Source organism: Mycobacterium sp. PO1 (assembly GCF_017312405.1).
Lineage (GTDB): Bacteria > Actinomycetota > Actinomycetes > Mycobacteriales > Mycobacteriaceae > Mycobacterium.
In genome coordinates, this window is the sequence record NZ_BLTG01000134.1 from 1 (window position 1) to 1,434 (window position 1,434).

General features: G+C 64.4%; 1 protein-coding gene and 1 pseudogene. Both read right to left on the minus strand.

Annotated elements, in window-relative coordinates:
- Nucleotides 1-108 precede the first annotated feature (108 nt).
- A pseudogene (locus tag J3476_RS27395) lies at nt 109-255 on the minus strand (integrase core domain-containing protein); the annotation flags it as partial.
- Between the two features lie 16 nt (nt 256-271).
- The gene (locus J3476_RS27400) at nt 272-1,351 is read right to left on the minus strand and encodes an IS110 family transposase (RefSeq protein WP_207069409.1); all 1,080 of its coding nucleotides are present in this window, start codon (nt 1,349-1,351) and stop codon (nt 272-274) included.
- Nucleotides 1,352-1,434 lie beyond the last annotated feature (83 nt).

Sequence of the window (1,434 nt, forward strand, 5' to 3'; positions counted from 1 at the left end):
TGATCCGCCCCGGCGTGTCGGGAGGCTCTGTCATTTGAGTGCCTCCTCGGTGTGAGGGTGCCGTTGGCGATGGTAGTAGAGGGCTTCGGCCCGGTCCGGTGTCAGGTCCTGGCAGTAGCCGTTGGGTCGCTGCCGGTTGTAGAACGCCACCCATTCGGCCGTTCCCAGCGACAACTCGGTGGCGCCGGGATAGAGCGGTTGGTGGTCGATGAGTTCGGTCTTGTAGCTGCTGTTCACCGATTCGGCCAACGCGTTGATGCTCCTATATCCGTCAAGCGGCGGATTCCACGGTCTGCGGATTGATACGCAGAGGGCGCATAAGGGACCATATTTCGCGGGCGAGGAGTCGTTTGAGGCAGCGGATGATCTCGGCTTTGGTCTTGCCTTCGGCGGTGCGGCGAGCTACGTAGGACTTGGTCGGTTCGTGATGCTGCATTCGCACGATGACGGTGCGGTAGAGCGCAGCGTTGGCCTGGCGGTGACCGCCACGGTTGAGCCGGTGGCGGGTCGTCATCCCTGAGGACGCCGGGATGGGTGCCACGCCGCAGAGCCGAGCCCAGGCCGGCTCTGAGCGGACTCGCTCGGGGTTGTCGCCGGCGACGATGAGCATTTCGGCGGCGGTGTCGGCGCCGACGCCGAAGGCAGCGCAGAGCTGCGGTGCGAGGGTTGTGGTGAGTTCGGCGAGCATTTTTTCGTGGGCGGTGATTTCGTCGTTGAGTTGTTCCCAGCGCCGCGCGATGGAACGCAGTGTGTGTTTGGTCGCCGCCTCCACTGTGGTCATCGAGCCGGGCCGTAGTCCTGCGCAGCGGTGGATCAGTGCCATCTTCGACAGGGGTTGCAATTGCTCACGCAGGGGCGCTGGGGCATTGACCAGGACTGCCTTGAGCGAGATCATTGCCGAGGTACGCGCTTTTACGGCAACGTCTTTGGCCACTTTGATGGTCCGGATCATTTCCACCAGCCCGTCGGCGGTTTTCGGTACGGCGTCGGCGTGGCCGGCCAGCACGGCGCGGGCTGCGTTCTCGGCGTCGAGGAAATCGGACTTGCCTCGTAACCGGCGGTCGCGGCGGTCGGTGCGCATCACTTCCACGACACCGATATCACGGCGGCGGACCGCGGCGGTCAATCCGGCGCCGTAGGACCCGGTTCCCTCGATGGCGAAGGTCAGGAGATGACCGTGGGTCATCGACCAGTCGATCAACTGGCCGTACCCGGCGGTGTCTGCGGTGAACTTCTCCTTGCCCAGGACGCCGCCGAAGTCGTCGAGGGCGACCGCGACGTGGATGTGTTTGTGGGTGTCGACGCCGATCACGACTCGACCGCGGCGCTGGTTGTGGTTCATGCTTGTCATTGCGACCTTCCAACGTGGGTTGTGACGCTGGCCGGTCGGGTGGACGGGACTGTGATGGGACCTGGTGAGGTCAGGCTCCTATG

Coding starts and splice junctions, on each gene's coding strand:
- J3476_RS27400 (WP_207069409.1), bottom strand. CDS start 1,351: ATGACAAGCATGAACCACAACCAGCGCCGCGGTCGAGTCGTGATCGGC.